We start from the raw sequence: 21,766 nt of genomic DNA, 5'->3' as shown, positions 1-21,766 counted from the left end.
TCGGCCGTGAACGAAGCCAGACCCCAGGTTGGAGATCGGAAGTATTACGAAATGCTGGAGCAGCTTCAGGCCCTGGATTTTGTCCTGGTGGAGCTGAACCTGTATTTGGACACCCATCCGGATGATCTCAAGAGCATCGAGCAATTCAACAAGCTGACGCAGGAAAGGACGGTGCTCGCGAAGCAATTCCAAGAGTTGTATGGGCCCCTGCAAAATTTTGGCCGTGCTTATTCCAAATATCCGTTCGAATGGGCCCAAGGTCCGTGGCCTTGGCAGGTTTGACGGCGTTGGCCAGCGGGCTGCTGCTTGCTTCACCACCTGCATGCAGCCCTCACGAAGAGGAAAAGCGAGAACAAGGAGGCGGAAGAGCCCATGTGGGTATATGAAAAAAAGCTTCAGTATCCGGTGCGCGTAAGTAAATGTGATCCGAGAATGGCAAAATTTTTGATGGAGCAATATGGAGGCGCTGATGGCGAGCTGGCCGCCGCGCTGCGTTATCTGAACCAGCGGTATACGATTCCAGACAAAGTGATCGGATTGCTCAACGATATCGGAACCGAGGAATTCGCACATCTCGAGATGATTGCCGCGATGGTGTACAAATTGACGAAGGATGCAAGCGTGTCGGAGCTCGAGGCAGCCGGATTGGGCGCGCACTATGCCAATCACGATCATGCGCTGTATTATGAGAACGCCGCCGGCGTACCGTGGACGGCAACCTATATTCAAGCCAAAGGCGATCCGATTGCGGATTTGTACGAGGACATTGCGGCAGAAGAGAAGGCGCGCGCTACATATCAATGGCTTATCGACATGACCGACGACGTGGATTTGCAGGACAGTCTCAAATTTTTGCGGGAACGGGAAATCATTCATTCCCTCCGCTTCCGGGAGGCCGTTGAGATTATCAAGGAAGATCGGGAAACGAAAAAAATATTCTAGGGTGCGTACATCGTTAGCCCCACCTGCAAGTGAATCGTTCATGACAGGCCCGGCCGATAGCGGCCGGGCCTGTTTATGGTGGAAGGAAGATATGGCGGCCATTAGGTCCCGCGCAGCTCCTGGTCCGAAACATGATACGGCAGCCGGACCGTAAAGGTGGTACCCTGCCCCGGCTTGCTCTCTGCCTGAATCGTGCCTCCATGAGACACGATGAATTCCTTGGCAATCGCAAGACCTAGTCCCATGCCGCCTTGATGCCGCGCACGCGCTTCATCCGTGCGGTAGAAGCGGTTAAAGAGATAAGGAAGATGCTCTTCTTCAATCCCTGGGCCCGTATCCCGAATATCAATCCGAAGCATGCCGGATGGGGACTCCTCTAACAGCGAAACATGGACAAGCCCGCCATGGGGCGTATACCGGATCGCGTTGACGAACAGATTCAGAAACACCTGGGTGATTCGGCTTGGATCAACGGGTACGGAGGTGCGTTCCGTAGCGCAGGTCAGTTGCAGGGACAAGTTTTTGGCCTCCGCCTCAGGCTCTACCCGTTCCCGGATTTGGCTCAGCAGAACCACCATATCGGTCGGCTTCCGAACCAGCGGCAGCTGCTTGGCTTCGGCTAAAGATAATTGATGGAGGTCACCCACGAGCCGGGTTAAGCGAATCAATTCGTCCTGGATGGGAAGCAGCAGTTCGGGCTCGATCGGCTGCCGATTCTGTTGAAGCAGATCCAGCTTTCCCCTCACGATGGTCAGCGGTGTTCGAAGCTCATGGGCGACGTCAGCCACCAAATTGCGGCGGACCATTTCCGATTGTTCGAGCCTGGAAGACATTCCGTTGAAAGCGACGGCGACCCTCCCGTATTCGTCCTCCGAGGTTACGGGGGCCTGAATGCCGTACTCGCCTTGACCGAGGCGTTCGATGGCCGGGACGAGCTTGCGCAGGGGCGCCGTGAGCCTTCGCGATATCCAGTATGCCGCCCCGAGGGATAGCAGGACGAAGAGGATGGTACCTCCGCCCAGTAGAATGATGATGGATGTGGGCGTTCCGATCCGAAGCTTGGTCAGGTTTGCCACATCCGTATCATAATAATACAGCTCTGCGACCGCGTCGCCTTGAACATGCAACGTCCGCTTTACCCCCAGACGTTTGATCAGCTGCTCTACAGCCTCCCCCTCATGCAAGAGGGTCGTTTGTTCCCCTGATACCAGCATGATGCTCTCCTGGCGGTCAGCCGATCGGGGACTGTCCGCTAACCATGCCTGATCCTGAACGGCACGAAAAGTATACCCATTCTTTACGTAGTAGCCGACCAGCCGGTCCTGGAGCTGATCCAGCTCTTCTTCGCGCGAGGTTTGCAGCATGACATCCATGGAATCGCGGATCACGATATAAGTAAGAAGGACGAAGACGGTGCTGAAACCGATAATGAACGACGAGAGGACGATGAAGATTTTGCGGCCCACGCTCATGGCTGCTGCTCAAACCGGTAACCGAAACCATACACCGTTTTGATAAAAACGGGCTCGGCCGGGTCATCTTCGATTTTTTTGCGAATCCGGCTGATATGGGCGTCCGCGGTCCGTTCATCATTGTGGATATCATCCTCCATGGCCGCCTGAAGCAGCTGCAGACGGCTGTATACCACGCCAGGCCTGGAAGCAAGGGTCAGGAGCAGCTTGAATTCGGTAGGCGTAAGCGGGATCTCCCGGTCATGTTTCCATACCCGGCATTGGGTTTCCGAGATCGTTAAATCGCCGCGCTTAAGCATTTTTTCAGTAACCGATTCGCCTTCTATTCTGCGAAGGACCGACCGGATACGCGCAGCCAGCTCTCGCAAGGAGAAAGGTTTGGTCATGTAATCGTCTGCGCCTACCTCCAGCCCGATCAGCTTATCGGTTTCCTCAATCCGGGCGGTAACCATAATGATGCCGACACGGCTTGATTTTCTGAGCTCCCGGCATACTTCAATGCCGCTTAATTCCGGAAGCATCCAATCCAATACGACCAGCGACGGCTTGGCTTCTCTCGCTTTGGCCAAAGCCTCCGTGCCGGTCGAAGCGGTAATGATGTGAAATCCCTCCTGCCGGAGGAACGGCTCCATAAATTCAATGACTTTCCGTTCATCGTCCACAAGAAGCAAGGTATGTGCCATGCAAGCATCCTGCCTTTCCATTGATTCGTTAGGTTCAGCGGTAAATCCACCCCATTATATACGGTTTCCAGCCGCAATTGGAAAATTTCACGGAATCCGCAAGCCATCATCACAAGATCGCAACATTTCGATGATAGGATGATCTCGTAAAAATTTTTGAATCGAGAGAGGGATATCGACATGACGCAACAAGCTGTAAGAAAAACACCGCTGGCCGTATGGATTTCGTTAGGGCTGGCATGGTTATTTGTTGTTTGTATTGCTGTTCAGACGTTTATTGCCGGCATGGCGCTGTTTCACGACGGATCGATGTGGAGAAGCCACACCCTGTTTGTCCATTTTTTTGAAATCGTGCCGCTGCTCATGCTGATATTTGGTTTTGCAGGCAAACTGCCCGCCCCGTATAAATGGAGATCACTGGCTCTGTTGTTATTGGTCTTCAGCCAATACCTCACGGCGAACCTGCCTGGCGCAGGGGCATGGCATCCGGTCATTGCCATCGGATTGTTCTGGCTTGCCGTGGATACGGCACGTGGTGTACTCCCGTCCTATCGACAGGAACAGAAGGGGTAATACGAACATGAGAAGCCTTGCCGTGCTGGTTATGGCTTTATTCGGAGGTTTTGCAGGCGGGATCGTTCTGAATGCAGTGATCGCCATTACGTCGCACATGGTATTTGGAGGAGACGAGGACGGGTTGAAGGGTCTCAAATATCTGCCGTTTGTTACTTCGGCATGGTACGCCGCTACGTTAATGATCTGGCGGCCGCGCCCGGAATTTGAACAATAACGCTTCGTTCCGGCGTTACCCTTCAACCGCCAGCGAGATCCAAACGAACAAGATATAGAACAGGATCGGTATCGCAAACCCCAGGGACAACAGGTACCATACGAGCGGCGTCCGAACCATCTCCTTCACCAGGGCGATCGGGCTTCGGACATATCGGCCCTTCTTAAGCCGGTTAACCATCCGCTTGAGAATGGCGGCTTGCTCACGGGGATCATACCGGTCCAGCTCTGCCAGCAGTTCGGCTTCCAGCAGCCCGATGGCCGATGCTTCACCAGACTCCCTTGTTTCCGGCAAGTTCATCCTCTCCTTTCTTCGAACTTATTGTATATATAACAACGTTAAAGCCTCCTTGGTTACGCATGATGATATAGACAAAAAGCAGCAGTTATGGGGGAATGGGATTTGCAGATGTGATATGGTTCCTATATGATGAGGGGAGATTAGACTAGAATCAGATTATATGGAGCGAAGGGAAGGACAAAATTGGAAAAAACAGCTACGTTAATCAAGCCGGAAGCGATGATATTTGACATGGATGGAACGCTGTTTCAGACGGAGACCCTGCTGCTGCCCGCCTATCACAAATTGTTCGACATTCTGCGCGAAGAGGGGCACCACGAAGGAGAAACGCCGGATGAGGAGCTCATGCTTGGATGTCTGGGGATGCTGCTCGAAGACATTTGGAAGAAGGTCATACCGGATGCGACGCCGGCAGCCCATAACCGTGCAAACGAGCTGCTGCTGCAGCTGGAGCTCGAAGGTTTAAGCGATGAAGCAGCCGTTTTGTATCCTGAGGTGAAGGAGACGCTGGAGGAGCTTCATCGGCGCGGCGTCCGATTGTTTGTTGCCAGCAACGGCCTGGAGGATTACGTGAAGGGCATCTCCCAAGCGAGGGGGCTTATGCCGCTCTTTGAAGGAGTCTACAGTGCCGGAGAGCACGGAACGGCTTCGAAGGTGGATTTGGTCAAATTGCTGCTGGATCAGCATGAAATCAAGGATGCCTGGATGGTAGGAGACCGGTCATCGGATGTGGAGGCAGGCAAAGAGAACGGACAAACCGTCATTGGCTGCCGCTATGCAGGTTTTGGCGAGGATCAGGAGCTGAAGGGATCGGACGTTGTCATCCATTCTTTTTCACAGCTGCTGAAGCTTCATGACCAAGCCGAGTAGATTGGATAGGAGTCACAAAGGCTGTTTCCAAGGGTAGTAAGCAACCCTCTTGGAAACAGCCTTTGTGCGTGTTTTCGGATTCAAGTATTCGATTCTCCAGGGTTTGGTCTTAAGCATTCTTCGCGGATTTTTTTTGACTGTATACCCACATGGCATATTCTAAGGGCTTCACCATGGATTCGCGGTAGGCAGCCATATCGCCGATCTGGGAGAATACTTCCCTTGATGGCTTAGGATTCACCTCCAGGAGAAGAACCCTTCCGGTTTTATCCACTGCCAGATCCAGCGCAAGCTCGCACAAGCCTCCATATTGTCCGTCCAGAAATTGGGCTATGGCCACGCCGAGGGAATCGGCTTCCTCGCGGATGCTGGCGCGCTTTTCCGGATCTGCGATCCATTTGCTTAACAATTCTTCCATCATCGTCGCGCTTCCGCCGCCATGCAGGTTGGAGGTTACGCTCTTCGGGGCCCCGACGCGTCCCACGCAGCCGGTCACCTGCCATTGACCGGCTCCGTCTTTCTGCACGAGCATTCGGTAGTCATGCACTCTTCCGTCCGGCAGCTCCAGCTGTATTCCCTCTTGGACGAGATATCGGTCTTTATTGCCCCAGCCCGATAAATATTGCGCCAAATGGCCCGATGGCATCCGTTTCGGTTTAATGATGCTCCGATTGGAATTGCGTCCCCGGATTTCATACGTGCCCGTAACGCCCGGCACCTTCGCAATCCGCAGGATTCCGCGTCCGCCCGTTCCGTTGATCGGCTTAAAATAAACGACAGGGTGAACATGGAGCATCCGGTGAATGTCACTGGTGCTCGTAACGATCCGGGTGTCCGGCAGATGGGGCCGGAAGCGTTTTTTGGTGGACAGTATTTGATGAATCGTCCATTTGTTGCGCAGCGGCCGGTTCAGAAACAGCAAGTACCGGTAGCGGGAACGAAAGCGCAGCAGCTGTTGAAAGCGCGGGCTCTTTTGAATGCGGCAGCGGTCAAAGATCATGTCGGGAAACGACCGCCACCTCCGGCTCCATCTTTGGTGGTCAGGGTCGTATTCCATGGCGTTGATCAGCCCTTGGGCGCTGTTGACCTCGGCGGGGGTGAAGACGTAGACGTCCAGCCCCATTGCCTTTCCTTCCTTGATCATATGCTCGTAGATATGCCGTTCCTCCAGCTTTTTCCGTTCATCCAAGTAAAGCGTCATAATACCTAAGACGGGTTTCGACACAGAGGTTCACCTTCTTGAATAGAGTCAGCATTAAATGGTTGGTGCAGGGGCAGGGTTCCGCTCATAATGAGCGTAGGTTTTCCTGTCGGACCCTGCTCAAGAGCAATGGCCTGCATCCCTGCATGAAAGCACATTTGCAAACTTGCCGTATGATCTGCAGCCACTTTGCATCGCAGCCGCCCGAACCTGGATAATTGCGAGCGGATCAGGGAAGAACCGATTTGCCGGTTGCGGTATAGAGGGTGTACAGCAATCATACAGGCACTTTCTCCATAATCCGCCGCAAAGCAAATCCCCACCGGTATGCGCCCGATATCGCCCCGAACCGTTGCCGCCACGATCGAAGTGCCGGGCTGCAGCAGCTCGTCGTAGGATAACGATGCCAGACGCTGATAACCTTCGCGGGTTAGACGCTTGTTGCTGTAACGCCGGAAGAACTCGCTGCATTGCTGTCTGGCATGCGGCCATTCTTCCGGGCTTGCGAGAGAGAGACATGAGATTTCCACATGATCCCCTCCTTTCCGTACATCTTTGACCGGTGCTTGAGACCGTGCAAGATTTACTTTTGCTTGATCAGATAGTCGGAATATTGAAAAATCCGCTCCAGTGATTTTTTGCGGATCGCCGGTTCGTCAAATTTCATCGGTCTTGAATTCGCCTCGAAGAACCAAAGGATGCCTTCGTTATCGATTCCGAGGTCCATGGACATCTCCCCATGGATCTGCCCGGAGCATTTCTCAATCTGCCGTGCCATATGCACGGCTGCCTTTCTAACCTCGCCCAGGATGGCATCGGAACGTTCCGGACCGAATACGATCGGCAGCAGCTTCTCCGGGTCCTCAATCGTTCCCCCGCGGGGAACATGCGTGGTTATGCTCTTGGCCCCTGCCATGCGTGCTCCGATTCCCGTGACCGCCCAGGAACCCGAATCGTTCTTTTGCACAAGAATGCGGAGATCAAAGGAGCGGCCATGGACCTGAGCCAGCTCGATTCCCTGCTGAATAAGGTATGAGCTTCCTTTGGTTTCCTGATAAACCCGGCTCCAGAGCCTTTCCAAGGAAGCCGCTTTGTACGTGGTACTGTTTTTGTTGTTCTGAATCTGGATGCGGTAGGGGAGCGATTTGTTTTTCTGGTACCGAATCCTCATAATTCCTTGACCGGCTTTGCCATCCTCCGGTTTTAGATACAGGTAGGGCTTCCGCTTCATCATCTCGTATAAAGTCGGATACCCCTTCAAGCGCTTGGTCAGAGGAGTCCATTGCTTGGTTAACCGCGATTTGTTCAGCCAAGCGAACAGTCTCCACTTATTAAAGAAATGTGGGTTGTAGAGGTCGATATGGGGATGCCTTTGGCATTCCTTGATTTTGCGGCGAACCCACGGCAGCGCTTCATCCTCACGGTATGGAATCCGGTTATAGATAACCTGGGGCAGAGGACATAACCTCTGCTCCCAGGAATGGTCGCTCAACAGCATATAACCTTTGACAGCATCCGTATCAAGCTTCAGATCGCGTACCGTGACCACATAGACCAGAAACCCCATATCTTTTCCTGTCTTGATGATTTCCTGAAAGTTTTGCCGGTTGCCTCTGAACATGGTTTGAGTATCATGCATGGTCAAGATTGCTACAACCGGTCTTCCATCACTCTCCACTCGGCTGATCACGAATCATTCCCCCCTGTGGAAGCCGCTCAGATACAAACTGTGATCAAAAATATGCTCGACTGATGCTCTTCCTTCCGCTTTAAGTGAAGGGTGGCTGAAAATCGATCTGCCCGGCTTCGAATTCGCTTCAAACATCCAGATTCTCTCGTTATCGTCTATGCCGATATCGAACCCGATTTCCCCTAACAGATGCGGGTGGTGATTCTCGATCGCTTCCGACATCGCAATGGCGGCTTCCTTGGCGCGCTCCAGCACCTCACGCGATCTGGTTCCAAAAGCGCGGGAGAGCGCCAGTTCCGGCGTCATCAGCGAGCCGCCGTTCTTGATATGCGTGGTGACGCTGCCGCGTCCGGCTTTTTTGGCGCCGATGCCGACCACGGCCCAACGGTTTCTGCTGTTCTTATGCATATGGAACCTGAAGTCGATGGGACATCCGTCGATTTCAATGAGACGGATTCCTTGCTGGATGACGTAGCTCTTCAGCTTGGCACCGTGCTTTGCCTGAAGCATCCGCATCAGACTGCTAAAGTTCGGGAATTTGAGCAGCGTGTTGCCGCCGTTTCCGTGATAGCGGGCATAGTATCCTTTTTTTGGAAGATAGGTTAACCGGTAGATGCCAAGGCCTAAACTTCCGGCAGAAGGCTTATAATATACGAAATGATGGCGTTCCATCATATCCTTAATCCGCTCGGGACTAGGATTGTTGTAGGTTTCCGGCAAATATTTGCCCGCCTGCAGGTCACCGTCCAGCTGCGAGTAGACATCCGATTTATTGAAGAACGCCCAATTGAAGAATTTGATGTTGCGTTTGCCGAACCGGTCCCTCAGTTGGTTGGTAAAAGGGGAGAAGTCGGTTTTCCGGCTTGGTAGGCGGTTATAAACGACATCAGGAAGCGGAACGGTCTTGCGAATGAAGCCGCCGCCGGAACCAAGCATATAGGCATGAACGGTTTCGCGCTGCCAGTTGATATCCCGTGGGGCAAAGGCATATACGAACATTTTTTTGTTGCCTTCGCGAAGCAGCTGCCGGATATACGAAGTGCGGGCTCCAAAAGGACTGGACGGATTCGGGGGGCCGTCGGACAGAACCCCGACCACGGGCCCGAGTTCAAGTTCTCCTTCCCGGGGGGACTGGATATACACAGGACCCTGTCTGGGAACGTTGACGCTGTTTCGGACTCCGCTGCTTAAATAGATGTGCTTTCCCGACCGTTCGATCGGTTTCAGGGCAGCGGACACGGAATTGGTGCCAATGCGAAGCTTTATCGATTTCTTGCTTGATAGCCCCAGGCTCTTGAGAAGCGAACCGGATAAAAAGACGACTTTTTCGGGCTGCTGCGAGAAATGAATATTTCCGAAATTCAAACTCATGTATTTACCCTCCTAAGTTGTCGAAGCAATAAATAACGGGCGTATTGAATCGGATGTTCGACGGACAGCCGGGCTGCGTGACCATCTCCCGTTAGTGTAAATGCGCGTCGGCCAGGTTTGGAGTTGACCTCCAGGATCCAGACCCGTCCGCTGGTATCGACGCCAAAATCGATTCCCAGCTCGCCGAGCCGGCCGAATCCTTCCTCCAGCAGAGCTGGAAGCTGAGCGGACAAATCCCGGATGGTCCGCATGATCCCCATGGCCTTTTCATCTCCGAAATCGGTCGTTAGATAGGGGAGGGCGGGAAATGCCGTGCCTCCGCCATGAAGGTTTGAGGTTAATCCTTGGTCGGCTCCTTGCCTAACAGCGATTCCTGTGACGGACCATATGCCGCGATCATTCTTTTGAACCAATGACCTGATATCGTACGGGTGCCCATTACCGTTGCGAAGCTTCAGGAAGGGCTGAATGATAAACCGGCGGCGGCCGGTAAAACCTCTCACCCATTCGTTCATCTCATGCACGGGAATGGTATGCAGGAACATGCGATTGCTCCGATCCCTTCCTTGCAGTCTGACACGCTGTTGATCTGTCAACGCGAGGTACAAGGTGTGACGGCCCTGAGAGCCTCCGCTTGGCTTCATGAAGAGACGTCCGCCAAAGGCGAGCAGAGCCCGGCTGAGGGATTCGGCTCCCGTATAACTTAAGGTTGCTGGCAAATAAGGCTTGATGGCTGAGGAGCGCTTTAACAGCTGATGAACCTTCTGCTTGCCCGGCAGACCGCGTGACCACAGCTTAACGCCAAGCTGTGACATTCGGTTCAGAAGTTCACCGGCTGCGGCCGTTTCCTCGCCGTTTCGGTGCAGGCAACGGTCATAGACGATGTCAGGAAGCGGGAAGTTGCCGGTGCTCCAGCCCTCTTCCGGATTGAAGCGATATCCTTTTATCCTGTCCGCGCCTGAAGCAGGTGAGGCATCATCCGGACAAAAAACAAATACCTGCATGCCGAGTCCCTCGGACTTCAAGCTTAACTCGCGGAGAAATTGCTTCTCGGCAAACGGTGGGAAGCCCGGTTTGCGGCATGCCATGACACCCAGGGTGCCTATTATCTTTGAGGACATAAGGTTCTCCTTTTTTACAAACCCGTCAAGTATTGACAGTATTGAACGAGTCGTACGGCAGACGGCCTTACTTTGGAGTCGGCATTCAATGGGGCGTTTTCGCCTTTGGAAGGCTTGGAGTTGACCTCCAGAAGCCAAATGCGTCCCGAGGTATCAATCGCCAAGTCGATGCCCAGCTCTCCGAAGTGATAAGGAATGGCAGCCTCCAATCCATGAGCGATATCGAGCGCCGCTTGGTTCATTCGGGCGGGAGCCGTTTGCTTGGAGGATAACGGAATGCTGCTCATGGCCAGCGCGTCCTTGACGGAAGATAGCGTACCGCCTCTGGCGAGATTGGAGACAAAGTGGTTTCCGCCGGCAATTCGGGCCACGACCGAGGTCACTGCCCATTTGCCGTTTTTGTCTTTATGAACAAGCGCGCGAAAATCGACGTTTCGCCGGTTGATGCGGATTAAATCCAATCCTTGCTGAATTTGATAACGCGTTTTTTTTATTTTTCCGGATAAGCTGCTGAACAGCTTTGGAAGCGAGGAGTAGGTGCTCTTCTTGGATCCTTCAAGAGATGTCGTCATCGTTTGGTAATGGCCGTTCTCTTGCCGGGATATCCGGATGATTCCCTTTCCCAGACTTCCCCGCACCGGTTTCAGGAAGACCGTCCGATACGTGGTGCACATTTTTTTGAGAGTCGGGTAACCGCTGAGCAAATAGGATTCCGGCAAATATTTTTGGAGCTTCGCATCGGGTCCGAGCGCCTCGAAGACATCGGATTTATCGAGGAATTTCTCGTTAAAGATGTGGGTGCCGAATCGTGATTTTACTTCTCTCATAAAATGCTGTACGCTAGGACTATTCTCCAGTTTGCGGGTAGACAGCCGGTTATTAATGACGTCCGGAGCTGGAACGCTGCGCTTTTTCCAACCCGCGTCATAGATAATTGCTTCAAGTGTTGACGGGTTCGAACCGATCATGTCAGGGGTGAAAAAGTACACATATGCGCCTTGTTTCTTGGCCGCGTTTACCATTTCCAAACAGAAAGCCGAAATCGACCCGAAAGGTTTATCAGGTTCATCCGGTAAAAAGCGGCTGACCATGACACCGATGAGCGGACCGAGCTTCAGCATTTTTTCCGTTGGATAATATCTGACATTCATCGTGGTGCGAGGAAGCAGTTCCGAACTGCTGAATATGGTGGGGCTTAGGGCCAGCGTGTTCGATTTTCCTCCTGAAGTAACGCGGATTTCCTGCTTGAAGGAGCCAAAGGCAAGCTGTATCGGTGAATCTGTCGGGATACGGAGCTGTCTTATGAGCCGGTCACCAAGCTTGATATCGTTATCCGGAAGCTGGGCTGAGCGGATTAATTGAACCGATATCTTGGATTTGGTGTTGGATTTGATCTTGGATTTGCGCATGATGGATCTCCTTCCGACAACAACTGGATACTTAAGTGAACAGACGAAGACGTCATCTGATCATTGCATGTAATGCATCATATGAGGACATATATCCCTTGGTGATTGTACTGCTCGGGAAAAAGGAGTGCTGAAAATGCAGAACTGGCTGTTTATTTTGGTGAACGTGTGCGTTGCTGCTTTTGTTGGCGGCGTAACGAACCACTTTGCGATAAAAATGCTGTTTCATCCCCGCGAAGAAAAAATCATCCTGGGCCGCCGCGTACCCTTTACCCCGGGGCTCATCCCCAAGCGCAAGGACGAGATTGCCGAATCGCTGGGGCATGTGGTTTCGGATTACCTGGTGACAAGCGAGGGCCTGCAGGATCTGATTCGCAGGCCGGTGTTCCGCAGCAAGATGGAGGAAAGCCTCCGGCGGAAGCTGGAGGAATGGAGCGAATCGGAGCTGAGCTTCGGCGATTTGGCGCTGAAAGTATGGAGTCCCGAACAGTGGGAGCAGATGAAGGTCCGGGCGGAACAATTGGCGCGCGAGCTTACGGCCCGAGGTGCCGCTGCCATATGGCACGGGTATGGGCTTGAGGCGAAACCGCTGAAGGAGCTCGTTCCCGGCTGGTCGGAGGAAACGATCCAGGGCTGGAGCGCGGCCGCAGCCGATACCGTGCTGAAGGAGCTGAAGCATACGCTCTTGTCGGCAAAGGGGCAACTCATGCTGTCGGACGTAGCTTCTTCGCTTATCGATAAGGCGGGCGGGTTTCTCGGGACGATGGCTTCAATCTTTGTGGATGAGGATAAACTGGTACAGAAGATGACCCCTGTGCTGATCCAGCAGCTGGAGGGAGAGAAGGTCCGCAAGACCATCACGGACATCATCTCCGGAAAGCTGTCCCATTACGGGGAAATGCCGATCGGGGATATCATCGAACAGGCATCGGATGAGCCGGGGCTTGCGTGGCTGACCCGGACATTGGATGACAAGCTTCCTTGGTCCACATGGATTCAGCGGATCGAGCTTCTTCGCGTTGGCGAAGCGATCGGCCCGCGCATGCCGGCTATCGAGGCAGCCCTGCCAGGAATGCTCGATAAGGGGCTGGGCTTTTTGGAGCGAAGCATCCCGGGGGCGATGAAGGCCGTTAACTTGCCGCAGCTCGTTCAGGAGCAGGTGGAGAAATTTCCGATCGAGCGGCTGGAAGAGGTCATACTGAGCGTATCCGGCCGCGAGTTCAGGGCTATTACCTGGCTCGGGGTTCTGCTGGGCGGGATCATTGGATTACTCCAATCGCTGCTGACGATACTGTGGAGATGAGATGTTAAGAGTTAAGATGTGGCAAAGCGAACGAACAAAACGGCTTCTTAGCCGAATATAGGGGAGGAACCAAGAATGAACATTTATGACAAAGCGCATGATTTGGCAAAAGCAATGAAGGAGAGCCAGGAGGTAGAAGAGATTACATCCGCGATGAAACTCGTGGATGCGGATCCGGAGAGCAGACGCATGCTGGACGATTTCCGTCAGCGTCAGATGGAGCTTCAACAGCGCATGATGTCCGGAGACATGCCGGCCCAAGAGGAAATGGAGAAGATGGAGAAGCAGTTCGAGGTGCTGAGCCTGAACCTGAACATCCGCCGTCTGTTTGACGCCGAGCGGCGTCTGAGCGTCATTATCGAAGACGTGAACAAGATTATATCGGACAGCCTGCAGCATTTGTACGGACAGGCCCAATCCTAAGCGATCTCGTTTGTAACCATGGTGCGGCGGTTAACTTTCGAAGACAATTCGAACAAATTTTTATAAACTTGTCTCATAAATTGCGCAAGCTCCTCATAGAGTAGAAATATAGATTTCAGAGAGTAGAGGAGCTGCGTTTACAATGAAAAAAAAGAAAAACAAGTTTAAACACACCGCATATTTATTGGTTGCACTCGGCATGCTGATATACGCCCTTCCGAGCATTTCATTCTCCGGCGGGTTCTCTTGGGTTTCGCTGTTCGGTGCTGTCTGGGCAGGCTTTGCCCTGCTCGTGATCGGTTCGCATCTCTATTATCTTATCGGAGTAGATGAGGCGAAGCAGAAAGCGCTGGACGCAATCCGCAAGGAGAAATTGAGCCAGTGGGAACTGAAATGGCCTGAGGAACAGAAGAGCCAGGAAGCCAATTAAGTGCCGGATCACAGCGAGAGCTGCGATAAACAAAAACCTCCCTTGAAGCCGATGCGGCTGGATTATCCATCCGCCATCCTTGAGGGGAGGTTTTTTTGGATTTGACGGGTATGGGAGCGTCAGCGGACGTGATATAATAGATACAGTGTAGTACAGATAGTGTTATGGGGGTGTAACAGTTGGACGTTCGGGATGATACGATTACAAAACACGAGCAGTTGGTTCAGTATATTGAAAGTTTGAAGGTGGGAAGCAAAATATCGGTGCGGCGGCTGGCCAAGGAGATGGGCGTCAGCGAGGGGACCGCTTACCGGGCGGTGAAGGAAGCGGAAAGCCTAGGCATCGTTGTCACGAAGGAACGGATCGGTACGGTTCGCGTGGAACGGAAGCCGCGGAACATATCCGAGCAGCTTACGTTTGCCGATGTCGTTGAGATCGTGGAAGGACATGTGCTTGGCGGTGCCGAAGGGCTGAATAAAAGCCTGCACAAGTATGTGATCGGCGCGATGAAGGTGGAAGCCATGATCCGCTATATCGACGCCGGAAGCCTCATGATTGTCGGTAACCGCGAAGATGCCCATTCCCTGGCGTTAGAGCAGGGGGCAGGCGTGCTGATTACCGGCGGTTTCGGCACGAGCCGGGAAGTGAAGCTGCTGGCGGATCAGCTGGATCTGCCTATCATCTCGTCCCGACATGACACGTTTACGGTCGCCTCCATGATCAACCGTGCCATTTTCGACCGTTTAATTAAGAAGAAAATTATGCTGGTGGAGGATATCGCCCATGATAAGCCCAAGAATCACCAGTTGAAAAACTCCGTCACCGTCCAGGAATTCAAACGGATTTCGCAGGAGACAGGGGAAAACCGGTACCCGGTCACGGACGAATGGAACCGGGTCATCGGCATCGTCGGGGTTCGCGACGTGGAAGGGCTGGCCGAAACCCAGCCGATCGAGAAAGCGATGACCCGCAATCCGGTGACGGCCAGCATGAAGACCTCCCTTGCATCGGCCGCGCAGATCATGATGTGGGAAGGGATCGATTTTCTGCCGATCGTGGATCGGAACCGCAAGCTGCTTGCCACCGTCACCCGGAAAGAGGTGCTTGGCGCACTGCGGGATGCGCGAAACCAGCCTCAGCTTGGCGAGACGTTCGATCAGCTGATCTGGAACGGGATTGCGGAGGATCGGGATGAGGAAGGGCGTTTGTTCTTCCACGGCTTTATCACGCCCCAAATGGCCTCGGAACTCGGAACGATTTCGCAAGGGGTGCTCACCACCGTGATGAGCCAGGCGGCCGTGAAGGCCGCCAAGGATATCAGCGGCTGGGATCATGTCCTCGATCATCTGTCGACGTATTTCATCCGGCCTGTGCAGATCGAGGATCCGATTGTCATTATGCCGAAATTGCTGGAGCTTAGCCGGCGTACCTGCAAGATGGAGATTGAAATCCAGCATCAGACGAGCCTGATTGCCAAAGCGGTCATGACGATGCAGGCGATCGATCACGGCTAACGGGAAACTCTCCCGACTAATAAAAAAGGGCACCCCGCTGGTCTTGTAGACCATGCGGGATGCCTTTTTTCAACTTAGCTTCATTCAGCCGGCCGTCCGCGAATTCTTCAGTCTGCTATAATAGGTGCGGCTTCGAATGCCGGCAAATATATTGAACGCGCCAAGCACCAAAAACGCTGCTTCTACAATGACAGCGGGCGTGGAGCCGCTGAACAGGAACATGCACACCAGCGAAAGGGAAACCAGCATAATGCCCATGCAGAGGTTCATCATGGACATATGGATTCCGCGGTCGACCGGATCCGCTACTCGCCGTGCGCGAATGCTATACAGCGCGGCAGCTACGACGGACAGGACGAGGATAATGTACAGGATATAGTGGATGACGGTTATCATGGAATGGAAGGCTCCTTTATATTCGGTAACATACTGTTAGATTCGATCATTTACAATAGTATGTATTGTATCATGATCCCGTTGACTTTGCATCCAGATGATCGACGCCGACCCAGATTTGCAGCACGCCTTCCATGACGAGCATGGTCTTGATCTGGACCTTGTAATCTTTTTCCCGGACCGTATAGATTTTGTCGCTGAGGAGCGAACGGGTCAGCTTGCTGTCCGTATCGATATCAAACACGTTGCGGCCGCGAAGGGCAGCCAGATCGTCGCTCATAAGCCTGACGAGCTCTTTGATGATGACGGGATCAAGAGGCTCCCTGTCGTTTTGTTCGCTGCGGATCTTGATTTCCTTGATGACCGTGGATTGTTTATTGTATTTTTTTAACGAATCGATATCTTTTTCATACTGCGTTATTTTGAGCTGCTGTTCCTGATTCGTTTCCCATAATTTATTGTAGGCTGCATGATAAACCGAATTGTAGAGGATGCTGCCGACGACCATCCCCAGCACGAAGATGGATGCGACCTGATAGAAGGGGCGGAATCGGTGGGCCGGAGGTACGCGCATGGATCAGCTCCGGCTGGAGCACACCCATTTGACCAGCTCGCTGCCCATATGTGCTCCAAGAAATGCAAAACCCAGATATAAAACCTGCTTGATGGCAGGGGATAGATTGCCGACTACCATGTTGCTTTCAATGACCCGCATCGGATCAATGGTGCCTCCGATGGCGGCGGCAAGCGCCCATATCTTAATCCGGTCGGCCACTTCTATCATGGTCAGGGTCGGGGGCTGCAGGGACAGCACGGCGCCCACGCCTCCCACCATGGCCCCCCCCAGCACGATGCCGAAGGCTATAAAAAAATCCAGGATCGCTTTGGATAAAAAAACGCTCATGCCCTCATGTCTCCTTTCTTCTCTCGGTGGATGTCAAGGCAACCGCCTGTCCACGTATTCCCTAGTTTCATTCTATGGGCGGGCCTAGCGGGATTATGATAAAATGGTATAAAGACTTTTTAAGATATTTCTGAGTTGATTTTAAATATACATGTACCGGCGAAAGGAAGGCGTTACGATGAGCTCTTTCGTGCATTTGCACGTGCATAGTGAATACAGTTTGCTCGATGGAGCGGCACGTATCGGTGACCTGGTGCGGGAAGCGGCGGCGCTTGGCATGAAATCGCTGGCGCTGACGGATCATGGCGTGATGTATGGTGCCGTTCCGTTCTATAAAGCCTGCCTGGCGCAGGGCATCAAACCGATTATCGGTTGCGAGGCCTATATCACGGCAGGCTCCCGCAAGGAGCGGGGAAGCCGCAAGGACCAGCCGATCTATCATTTGATTTTGCTTGCCAAGAATGAGACCGGCTATCGCAATTTAATGAAGCTGTGCTCGATCGGGCATTTGGAGGGGTATCATTACAGACCCCGAATCGATATGGAGGCGCTGGCCGCCCATCATGAAGGCATCATATGCCTCAGCGCCTGCTTGGGAGGCGAGGTTCCCCAGCATCTGCTTCATGGACGCGAGGCGGAAGCCAAGGCGGCTGCGCTCCGTTACCAGGCGATTTTTGGAGAGGATTATTACCTGGAGCTGCAGGATCACGGCATGCCGGAGCAGAAGCGCGTGAACCCCCAGCTGATTCAGCTGAGCCGCGAGACCGGCATTCCGCTGGTAGCGACCAACGATGTGCATTATCTGACCGAGAACGATGCCGAGGTTCAGGACGTCCTGATCTGCATCGGCACGGGAAAGACGGTCGAAGATGAAGACAGGCTGCAGATTCAGACGAACCAGCTCTATCTGAAGAGCGGCAGCGACATGGAGCGTCTGTATCCCCATGTGCCTGAAGCTATATTGAATACGGCTAAGATTGCGGACCAGTGCCATTTGGAGCTGGAGTTCGGCAAATCCATTTTGCCGGAATACAGCTCGCTTCCGGAAGGGAAGAATGCTGCGGAATACCTGCGGGATCTCTGCCTGAGCGGATTGCGGGAACGCTACGAAGAAACGGAACGGTGGCAAGATGAAGTGCAACGCAGCGAGCTGGAGCAGCGCCTTGATTATGAGCTCGGCGTTATCGAGAGCATGGGCTTCAGCGATTATTTCCTGATCGTATGGGATTTCATCGCCTATGCCCACCGGAAAGGCATCGCGGTCGGACCCGGAAGGGGTTCCTCGGCAGGAAGCCTAGTGGCTTATACCCTGCAAATTACCAATGTGGATCCGATGAAATATAAGCTGTTGTTTGAGCGCTTCCTGAATCCGGAACGGATCACGATGCCGGATATCGATATCGATTTCAGCGATGAGCGCCGGGACGAGGTCATCGATTACGTGGTGGACAAATACGGGAAAGAGCATGTGGCCCAGATCATTACGTTCGGTACGATGGCCGCAAGGGCAGCCGTCCGCGACGTCGGGCGTGCGCTGAATGTGCCGTTCGGGGATGTGGACAAGGCGGCAAAGCTGATCCCTAACCACCTGGGCATCAGCATTGAAAGAGCGATGGAGCAAAGCCCGCAGCTGAAGGAGCAGTACGAAACAAAGCCGAAGGTACGCGAGCTGATCGACATGGCGATGAAGGTCGAGGGCATGCCGCGCCATGCATCGACGCATGCGGCCGGCATCGTCATTTCCAGGGAGCCCTTGACGGATGCGGTGCCGCTGCAGGAAGGCAGCGAGAAGACGGCGCTGACGCAGTATTCCATGGAGAATTTGGAGAGCGTGGGGCTCCTCAAGATGGATTTTTTGGGCCTGCGGACGCTGTCGATCATCGAGCGTACGCTGAAATGGATTCAAGAATTGACCGGCAGTGAGCTTGATTTCGAACAAGTGCCGGATGACGACCAAGCGACTTACGAAATGTTGGGCCGAGGGGAGACCGCGGGCGTATTTCAGCTCGAATCCGCCGGGATACGGCGGGTGCTGAAGGATCTGAAACCTTCGGTGTTTGAGGATATCGTATCGGTGAATGCCCTGTACCGCCCGGGTCCCATGGAATTTATTCCGAAGTTCATTCAGGCCAAGCACGGCCGGATCGAGCCGGAGTACCCCCATCCGGACCTGATCCCGATTCTGGGGGATACGTACGGCATTATCGTTTACCAGGAGCAGATTATGCAGATCGCTTCGACAATGGCGGGCTTCTCGCTCGGGGAAGCGGATCTGCTGCGCAGAGCGGTATCGAAGAAGAAACGCGAGGTGCTGGACCGCGAGCGCAGCCACTTCGTTTCAGGGAGCCTGAAGCTGGGCTATACCGAGGATGAGGCCAACCGCGTGTACGACATGATCGTCCGGTTTGCCAACTACGGATTCCCGCGCGCGCATGCTGCCGCTTACGGCGTGCTGGCCTTCCAGACGGCTTATCTTAAGGCGCACTATCCGGTTCCGTTCATGGCTTCCATGCTGACAGCCGTCATGGGCAGCCATCGGAAGGTAGCCGAATACGTGCTGGAGGCGCGGCGCATCGATATCGAGGTCATGCCGCCGGACGTCAACGAAAGCGGGACGTATTTTACGCCGGTCATGAGCCGTTCTGCTGCCGAGGGCAGCGATAAACAGGCCGATTCTCCGGCCGGCGGCGGGATCCGATTCGGGCTTGCCGCCATCAAGAACGTCGGCACGCAAGCGGTGGAGAATATCGTCGAGATCCGGCGCGAAAAGCCGTTTGAAAGCCTGCTTGATTTCTGCCGCCGCGTCGACCTCCGCGTATGCAACAAGCGTGTGATCGAGTCCCTGATCCAGGCGGGCGCCTTCGATTCCTTGCAGGGGCACCGCTCCCAGCTGGTCGCCATGCTGGACGAAACGGTGGAAGCGGCCGTGAAGTGGAGAAAGGAGCGGGATGATCTTCAGATTCAGCTCTTCGACTTCGTGGAAACCGCGAATTGGGACATTGAATATCCGGACATCCCGCCTTATACCGCAAGTCAGCAGCTCGAATTCGAACGCGAGCTGCTGGGCATGTATTTGTCCGGTCATCCGCTGGACGGCTTTGAAGAGACGCTGACGGAGTCCGGAGCGGATCGGCTCATGGATCTGCATGAAGCGGAGGATGAGTCGATGGCTACGGTTGCCGGCATGGTGGTCTCGCTGAAGACCATAACGACGAAACAGGGGAAATCGATGGCCTTCATGGAGTGCGAGGATCAAATCGAGCGCTGCGAGGTCGTTCTCTTTCCGGAAGTGTGGAAGCGCAGCGCGCATCTGATTGAAAAAGGCGCCCTGCTCGCGATCCGGGCGAAGGTCCAGCTGCAGGACGAAGGCTTCAAGCTGCTGGCCGAAGAAATCGCTCCGCTTGAAGCGCAGACCCTGGGCCAGCTCGTTCGGCGGAGCAAGGTCCGGGGAACGCAGGGCGGCAGAGGCAGGGCCGAGGGAGCAGGCCGGGGCGCCGCGTCGGGCGCAACCGGCAAGAAGGCGGCTTCGGGCGGCGAACCAAAGGCCGTTCTGAATTCAGCGCAGCCGCTTGCCGCCACGAAAGGCCAAGACCTGCCTCCGCTCGGAAAGGAAGTTTCGGGCATTAACCGAACGTCCGGGAAGGAATCTCGAGCAGGCGCATCGAATCCTAAAGCAGAGCAGCGCGTGTTTGTGAAAATAACGGCCGATGCGGAGCGATCGGAGATGCTGGTCAAGCTGAAAGAGCTTCTGCAGCGGCATCCCGGGCCCGTGGCAACGGTGTTGTTTTATGAACGAAGCCAGAAGGTGCTTGCGCTCAGCGATGCCTATCGGATCAAGCCTTCGCAAGAGCTCATTGCCGAAATGGAGAGCATGCTGGGCAAAGACACCGTTAAAGTGAAGTGACATGAAAATTTAAGAACGTTTCCCATCCCTCCCGCATACAATTAGGACACTACAGGAATGTTGGCCGAGTATTCGCCTGAAGAAAGCACTTCACGGTGATGACCGTAGTGACAGAGCAACGGCCAAAGACGCGGGGGGGATTTGTGGTGTCAATCGACTTGGCAGAGAGCATGCTCAGCCGCAGAGGAGTCAGCGTAAACTCCATCGCGGATATTGTGTTGAAGCTTCAACAGCGTTACCATCCGACGCTAACCATCGAGCAGTGCGAGGAAAGCGTGCGGGCCGTGCTCGGGAAGCGCGAAGTGCAATATACCCTGTATACGGGCATTGCGTTGGATGAACTGGCGGAGAAGAAACTGCTGCCGGAGCCGCTGCAATCAATTATGGAGCAGGACGAACCGTTGTACGGTGTGGATGAGACCATGGCGCTCGGTGTCACGAGCATATACGGCATGATTGGACTGACGAGCTTCGGCTACCTGGATAAAGAAAAAATTGGCGTGATTGAGATATTAAATGAAAAAACGGACGGGATTCATGTGTTTCTGGATGATCTCGTTGCAGGCATTGCCGCCGCCGCTTCCTCGCGAATCGCGCATAACAATCCCGATGCGGCCCATTATACCGCGGGATCTGACTGATTTGCGCGAGTGTTGTCGAATCGCTGCATAAGGGTACGGATTTGGCTTTCAGCCCCCTGCTCTCTTTGTTGAGGTAAAAACTGAAGTATGTTATCATTATCCATTATATCGGCTCAGGATATGCCTGTGGGACGAGATTAGGGGGATCTGAAAGGCATGTGGACGGTTATCTATATTGCGCCAACTGCAAAGGTGGCGGAAATGATCAAGACCAGGCTAACGGAAGAAGGGTTTTTGGTTCAAAGCCGTCCTGTGAATCTTTCCAAACAGCAGTTTGAGATTTTGGTACCCTCCGGAGAGCTTGAGGAAGTACAGGAAGTGTTGAATTCGATATTGCACCCCTAGTTTCATCTGGGTTACATAGCGAAGCTTAGCGTACGGATCGGCGATGTGCTATTGCGG

24 protein-coding genes are annotated in these 21,766 nt (G+C 53.8%); 12 read left to right on the top strand and 12 right to left on the bottom strand.

Going from position 1 to position 21,766, the window contains the following annotated elements; all coding sequences use genetic code 11:
• Window positions 1–6 precede the first annotated feature (6 nt).
• Both MHH82_RS25065 and MHH82_RS25060 read left to right on the top strand, forming a co-directional pair.
• A complete protein-coding gene (locus tag MHH82_RS25065; RefSeq protein WP_036659829.1) occupies window positions 7–282 on the top strand; it encodes a spore coat protein CotJB in 276 nt (91 codons plus the stop codon).
• 90 nt (window positions 283–372) lie between these two features.
• Entirely contained in the window at window positions 373–942 is a 570-nt protein-coding gene (locus MHH82_RS25060; protein ID WP_015737006.1) for a manganese catalase family protein, read from the top strand.
• Between the two features lie 101 nt (window positions 943–1,043).
• Here the strand turns inward: MHH82_RS25060 and MHH82_RS25055 are convergent, their stop codons facing one another.
• Together MHH82_RS25055 and MHH82_RS25050 are read right to left on the bottom strand one after the other, a co-directional pair.
• Window positions 1,044–2,414, bottom strand: a complete 1,371-nt coding sequence (locus MHH82_RS25055) for a sensor histidine kinase (protein ID WP_340968353.1) — start codon at window positions 2,412–2,414, stop codon at window positions 1,044–1,046.
• Window positions 2,411–3,097: a response regulator transcription factor gene (locus MHH82_RS25050; RefSeq protein WP_340968352.1), complete on the bottom strand. Its 687-nt coding sequence runs from the start codon at window positions 3,095–3,097 to the stop codon at window positions 2,411–2,413. Before MHH82_RS25050 ends, MHH82_RS25055 begins: the two co-directional genes overlap by 4 nt.
• A 180-nt stretch (window positions 3,098–3,277) precedes the next feature.
• Between MHH82_RS25050 and MHH82_RS25045 the strand changes: the two genes are divergently transcribed.
• Window positions 3,278–3,670 (top strand): DUF6220 domain-containing protein, encoded by a 393-nt coding sequence (locus tag MHH82_RS25045; protein ID WP_015737003.1) that lies wholly within the window; start codon window positions 3,278–3,280, stop codon window positions 3,668–3,670.
• A gap of 7 nt (window positions 3,671–3,677) precedes the next feature.
• A complete protein-coding gene (locus MHH82_RS25040; protein WP_015737002.1) occupies window positions 3,678–3,887 on the top strand; it encodes a DUF5957 family protein in 210 nt (69 codons plus the stop codon).
• 15 nt (window positions 3,888–3,902) lie between these two features.
• Here the strand turns inward: MHH82_RS25040 and MHH82_RS25035 are convergent, their stop codons facing one another.
• Window positions 3,903–4,187 (bottom strand): hypothetical protein, encoded by a 285-nt coding sequence (locus tag MHH82_RS25035; RefSeq protein WP_235201614.1) that lies wholly within the window; start codon window positions 4,185–4,187, stop codon window positions 3,903–3,905.
• Between the two features lie 183 nt (window positions 4,188–4,370).
• On the opposite strand from MHH82_RS25035, the gene MHH82_RS25030 reads away from it, so the two are divergent.
• The gene (locus MHH82_RS25030) at window positions 4,371–5,057 is read left to right on the top strand and encodes an HAD family hydrolase (RefSeq protein WP_015737000.1); all 687 of its coding nucleotides are present in this window, start codon (window positions 4,371–4,373) and stop codon (window positions 5,055–5,057) included.
• A 109-nt stretch (window positions 5,058–5,166) separates the two neighbouring features.
• Here the strand turns inward: MHH82_RS25030 and MHH82_RS25025 are convergent, their stop codons facing one another.
• From MHH82_RS25025 to MHH82_RS25000, 6 genes are read right to left on the bottom strand one after another with little or no spacing between them, the layout of a single operon-like run.
• Window positions 5,167–6,282 (bottom strand): YheC/YheD family endospore coat-associated protein, encoded by a 1,116-nt coding sequence (locus MHH82_RS25025; RefSeq protein WP_145036937.1) that lies wholly within the window; start codon window positions 6,280–6,282, stop codon window positions 5,167–5,169.
• Window positions 6,264–6,788 carry a GNAT family N-acetyltransferase gene (locus tag MHH82_RS25020; protein ID WP_036659806.1) on the bottom strand — a complete coding sequence of 175 codons (525 nt, stop codon included), beginning with the start codon at window positions 6,786–6,788 and terminating at the stop codon, window positions 6,264–6,266. The genes MHH82_RS25025 and MHH82_RS25020 overlap by 19 nt, the downstream gene beginning before the upstream one ends.
• A gap of 53 nt (window positions 6,789–6,841) precedes the next feature.
• A complete protein-coding gene (locus tag MHH82_RS25015; RefSeq protein WP_015736997.1) occupies window positions 6,842–7,948 on the bottom strand; it encodes a YheC/YheD family endospore coat-associated protein in 1,107 nt (368 codons plus the stop codon).
• A gap of 3 nt (window positions 7,949–7,951) precedes the next feature.
• On the bottom strand, window positions 7,952–9,319 hold the full coding sequence (locus MHH82_RS25010; RefSeq protein ID WP_340968348.1) for a YheC/YheD family endospore coat-associated protein: 1,368 nt from the start codon (window positions 9,317–9,319) through the stop codon (window positions 7,952–7,954).
• Window positions 9,316–10,440, bottom strand: a complete 1,125-nt coding sequence (locus MHH82_RS25005) for a YheC/YheD family endospore coat-associated protein (protein WP_340968347.1) — start codon at window positions 10,438–10,440, stop codon at window positions 9,316–9,318. The genes MHH82_RS25010 and MHH82_RS25005 overlap by 4 nt, the downstream gene beginning before the upstream one ends.
• A gap of 14 nt (window positions 10,441–10,454) precedes the next feature.
• A complete protein-coding gene (locus MHH82_RS25000; protein ID WP_015736994.1) occupies window positions 10,455–11,849 on the bottom strand; it encodes a YheC/YheD family endospore coat-associated protein in 1,395 nt (464 codons plus the stop codon).
• 136 nt (window positions 11,850–11,985) lie between these two features.
• On the opposite strand from MHH82_RS25000, the gene MHH82_RS24995 reads away from it, so the two are divergent.
• The 4 genes from MHH82_RS24995 to MHH82_RS24980 all read left to right on the top strand — a co-directional run bounded on the left by MHH82_RS24995 (window position 11,986) and on the right by MHH82_RS24980 (window position 15,519).
• Window positions 11,986–13,152 (top strand): DUF445 domain-containing protein, encoded by a 1,167-nt coding sequence (locus MHH82_RS24995; RefSeq protein ID WP_340968345.1) that lies wholly within the window; start codon window positions 11,986–11,988, stop codon window positions 13,150–13,152.
• A 75-nt stretch (window positions 13,153–13,227) separates the two neighbouring features.
• A complete protein-coding gene (locus MHH82_RS24990; RefSeq protein WP_015736992.1) occupies window positions 13,228–13,575 on the top strand; it encodes a YlbF family regulator in 348 nt (115 codons plus the stop codon).
• Between the two features lie 142 nt (window positions 13,576–13,717).
• On the top strand, window positions 13,718–14,005 hold the full coding sequence (locus MHH82_RS24985; protein ID WP_015736991.1) for a hypothetical protein: 288 nt from the start codon (window positions 13,718–13,720) through the stop codon (window positions 14,003–14,005).
• 179 nt (window positions 14,006–14,184) lie between these two features.
• Window positions 14,185–15,519 carry a DRTGG domain-containing protein gene (locus MHH82_RS24980; RefSeq protein WP_036659800.1) on the top strand — a complete coding sequence of 445 codons (1,335 nt, stop codon included), beginning with the start codon at window positions 14,185–14,187 and terminating at the stop codon, window positions 15,517–15,519.
• Window positions 15,520–15,603: 84 nt separating this feature from the next.
• Here MHH82_RS24980 and MHH82_RS24975 read toward each other — a convergent pair whose 3' ends face one another.
• The 3 genes from MHH82_RS24975 to MHH82_RS24965 form a co-directional block, all read right to left on the bottom strand.
• Entirely contained in the window at window positions 15,604–15,915 is a 312-nt protein-coding gene (locus tag MHH82_RS24975) for a YtpI family protein (RefSeq protein ID WP_009595071.1), read from the bottom strand.
• Between the two features lie 70 nt (window positions 15,916–15,985).
• The gene (locus MHH82_RS24970) at window positions 15,986–16,489 is read right to left on the bottom strand and encodes a hypothetical protein (protein ID WP_009595061.1); all 504 of its coding nucleotides are present in this window, start codon (window positions 16,487–16,489) and stop codon (window positions 15,986–15,988) included.
• 3 nt (window positions 16,490–16,492) lie between these two features.
• On the bottom strand, window positions 16,493–16,819 hold the full coding sequence (locus MHH82_RS24965) for a YtrH family sporulation protein (protein WP_009595060.1): 327 nt from the start codon (window positions 16,817–16,819) through the stop codon (window positions 16,493–16,495).
• A gap of 178 nt (window positions 16,820–16,997) precedes the next feature.
• Here MHH82_RS24965 and MHH82_RS24960 point away from each other — a divergent pair, with 178 nt between their 5' ends.
• The 3 genes from MHH82_RS24960 (at window position 16,998) to MHH82_RS24950 (ending at window position 21,709) form a co-directional block, all read left to right on the top strand.
• On the top strand, window positions 16,998–20,723 hold the full coding sequence (locus MHH82_RS24960; RefSeq protein ID WP_251498080.1) for a DNA polymerase III subunit alpha: 3,726 nt from the start codon (window positions 16,998–17,000) through the stop codon (window positions 20,721–20,723).
• A 146-nt stretch (window positions 20,724–20,869) separates the two neighbouring features.
• Complete coding sequence (locus MHH82_RS24955) at window positions 20,870–21,364, top strand: phosphatidylglycerophosphatase A family protein (RefSeq protein WP_036659792.1); 495 nt, start codon at window positions 20,870–20,872, stop codon at window positions 21,362–21,364.
• A 156-nt stretch (window positions 21,365–21,520) separates the two neighbouring features.
• Window positions 21,521–21,709 (top strand): hypothetical protein, encoded by a 189-nt coding sequence (locus MHH82_RS24950; protein WP_006212044.1) that lies wholly within the window; start codon window positions 21,521–21,523, stop codon window positions 21,707–21,709.
• Window positions 21,710–21,766: the final 57 nt, after the last annotated feature.

This window comes from Bacillus sp. FSL K6-6540 (assembly GCF_038007545.1).
The sequence above is the reverse complement of the archived record's forward strand: the minus strand, read 5'-3'. Positions and strand labels throughout refer to the sequence as shown.

Bases quoted from the DNA above. Each gene is read 5' to 3' on its own strand.
- MHH82_RS25040 (WP_015737002.1), top strand. From the start codon at position 3,678: ATGAGAAGCCTTGCCGTGCTGGTTATGGCTTTATTCGGAGGTTTTGCA.
- MHH82_RS24965 (WP_009595060.1), bottom strand. From the start codon at position 16,819: ATGAGCGTTTTTTTATCCAAAGCGATCCTGGATTTTTTTATAGCCTTC.
- MHH82_RS25010 (WP_340968348.1), bottom strand. From the start codon at position 9,319: ATGAGTTTGAATTTCGGAAATATTCATTTCTCGCAGCAGCCCGAAAAA.
- MHH82_RS25050 (WP_340968352.1), bottom strand. From the start codon at position 3,097: ATGGCACATACCTTGCTTCTTGTGGACGATGAACGGAAAGTCATTGAA.
- MHH82_RS24970 (WP_009595061.1), bottom strand. From the start codon at position 16,489: ATGCGCGTACCTCCGGCCCACCGATTCCGCCCCTTCTATCAGGTCGCA.
- MHH82_RS24975 (WP_009595071.1), bottom strand. From the start codon at position 15,915: ATGATAACCGTCATCCACTATATCCTGTACATTATCCTCGTCCTGTCC.
- MHH82_RS25045 (WP_015737003.1), top strand. From the start codon at position 3,278: ATGACGCAACAAGCTGTAAGAAAAACACCGCTGGCCGTATGGATTTCG.
- MHH82_RS24990 (WP_015736992.1), top strand. From the start codon at position 13,228: ATGAACATTTATGACAAAGCGCATGATTTGGCAAAAGCAATGAAGGAG.
- MHH82_RS25055 (WP_340968353.1), bottom strand. From the start codon at position 2,414: ATGAGCGTGGGCCGCAAAATCTTCATCGTCCTCTCGTCGTTCATTATC.
- MHH82_RS24960 (WP_251498080.1), top strand. From the start codon at position 16,998: ATGAGCTCTTTCGTGCATTTGCACGTGCATAGTGAATACAGTTTGCTC.
- MHH82_RS25005 (WP_340968347.1), bottom strand. From the start codon at position 10,440: ATGTCCTCAAAGATAATAGGCACCCTGGGTGTCATGGCATGCCGCAAA.
- MHH82_RS24985 (WP_015736991.1), top strand. From the start codon at position 13,718: ATGAAAAAAAAGAAAAACAAGTTTAAACACACCGCATATTTATTGGTT.
- MHH82_RS25060 (WP_015737006.1), top strand. From the start codon at position 373: ATGTGGGTATATGAAAAAAAGCTTCAGTATCCGGTGCGCGTAAGTAAA.
- MHH82_RS24950 (WP_006212044.1), top strand. From the start codon at position 21,521: ATGTGGACGGTTATCTATATTGCGCCAACTGCAAAGGTGGCGGAAATG.
- MHH82_RS25000 (WP_015736994.1), bottom strand. From the start codon at position 11,849: ATGCGCAAATCCAAGATCAAATCCAACACCAAATCCAAGATATCGGTT.
- MHH82_RS24995 (WP_340968345.1), top strand. From the start codon at position 11,986: ATGCAGAACTGGCTGTTTATTTTGGTGAACGTGTGCGTTGCTGCTTTT.
- MHH82_RS25035 (WP_235201614.1), bottom strand. From the start codon at position 4,187: ATGAACTTGCCGGAAACAAGGGAGTCTGGTGAAGCATCGGCCATCGGG.